General features: G+C 40.6%; 1 protein-coding gene and 1 pseudogene. One reads left to right on the top strand and one right to left on the bottom strand.

Translation table 11 applies throughout. The annotated features are described in order from the left end of the window. Positions 1-56: 56 nt before the first annotated feature. The gene (gene nfo, locus KSO91_RS17345) at positions 57-815 is read left to right on the top strand and encodes a deoxyribonuclease IV (protein ID WP_238744267.1); all 759 of its coding nucleotides are present in this window, start codon (positions 57-59) and stop codon (positions 813-815) included. A 93-nt stretch (positions 816-908) separates the two neighbouring features. Here nfo and KSO91_RS17340 read toward each other — a convergent pair. Further along, positions 909-1,018 (bottom strand): annotated as a pseudogene (locus tag KSO91_RS17340) (IS5/IS1182 family transposase); the annotation flags it as partial.

The following is a 1,018-nucleotide window of genomic DNA, read 5'->3' as shown; positions in this document are numbered from 1 at the left end:
TCAAATGCAGTAATAACGCTACTAAGTTGCTCTGGATTTGACATAATTAAGTCCTGATGGATGAGTTACCCGTATTAAATCAGAACAAAAAATGGAAGTTGAGCTACGCTGCCGTAAGCTCACAATTTAAAGCCGCTTGTATTCGCTATAACTTCTGTGCTGAACAGATCCTGCCACACGACTCATATCTGATTAATCTAGGTCACCCCGAAAAAGAAGCGTTACAGAAGTCTCGAGATGCATTCACTGACGAGATGTTTCGCTGTCAGCAACTGGGACTGACACTGCTCAATTTCCACCCCGGTAGCCATCTCCATAAAATAAACGAGCATGATAGCTTACTGCGTGTGGCAGAATCGATTAATATCGGGCTTTCGCAGATAAGTTCGGTGAAAGCGGTCATTGAAAATACGGCAGGGCAAGGCACTAACTTAGGCTATTCATTTGAACAACTAGCGACTATCATTGAACATGTCGATAATAAAAAACGGGTTGGGATCTGCCTTGATACCTGCCACGCTTTTGCGTCTGGTTATGATTTGCGTACTATAACGGACTGTGAAAACACCTTTAACACCTTTGCTGGTATCGTTGGTTTTGAATATTTAAGTGCCATGCATATTAATGACTGTAAGATCCCTTTTGCAAGCAGAGTGGATAGACACGCATCATTAGGTGCCGGCGAAATTGGCTGGACTTGTTTTCAATATATTATGCAAGATCCTCGTTTTGACAACATTCCACTGATATTAGAAACAACGGATCCCAACATTTGGGCAGAAGAGATCAAGCAATTAAAGGAATGGGCACAATAAAGCAATAAAAGCGCTCTTTTATGCTTCCCAAGTAAACAAACTGGCTTTACTATTATTAACAAAAATCCAACAGTATTAGGGGCTGTTGATCTTTCACATTGGCAGCCAAATCATTACACATGCTAATGCCAACATGCTTTCAAAGTTTATTTTTAATTTATCGTATCGTGTAGCTATCGCTCTAAAATGCTTTAGCCTTGCAA

It is taken from the genome of Psychromonas antarctica, from assembly GCF_022267535.1.
Classification (GTDB): domain Bacteria; phylum Pseudomonadota; class Gammaproteobacteria; order Enterobacterales; family Psychromonadaceae; genus Psychromonas; species Psychromonas antarctica.
Note: the sequence above shows the minus strand (reverse complement) of the source record. Positions and strands in the feature narration are given on the sequence as shown.

Excerpts from the sequence above, each read along its gene's own strand:
- nfo (WP_238744267.1), top strand. The coding sequence starts at position 57 with ATGGATGAGTTACCCGTATTAAATCAGAACAAAAAATGGAAGTTGAGC.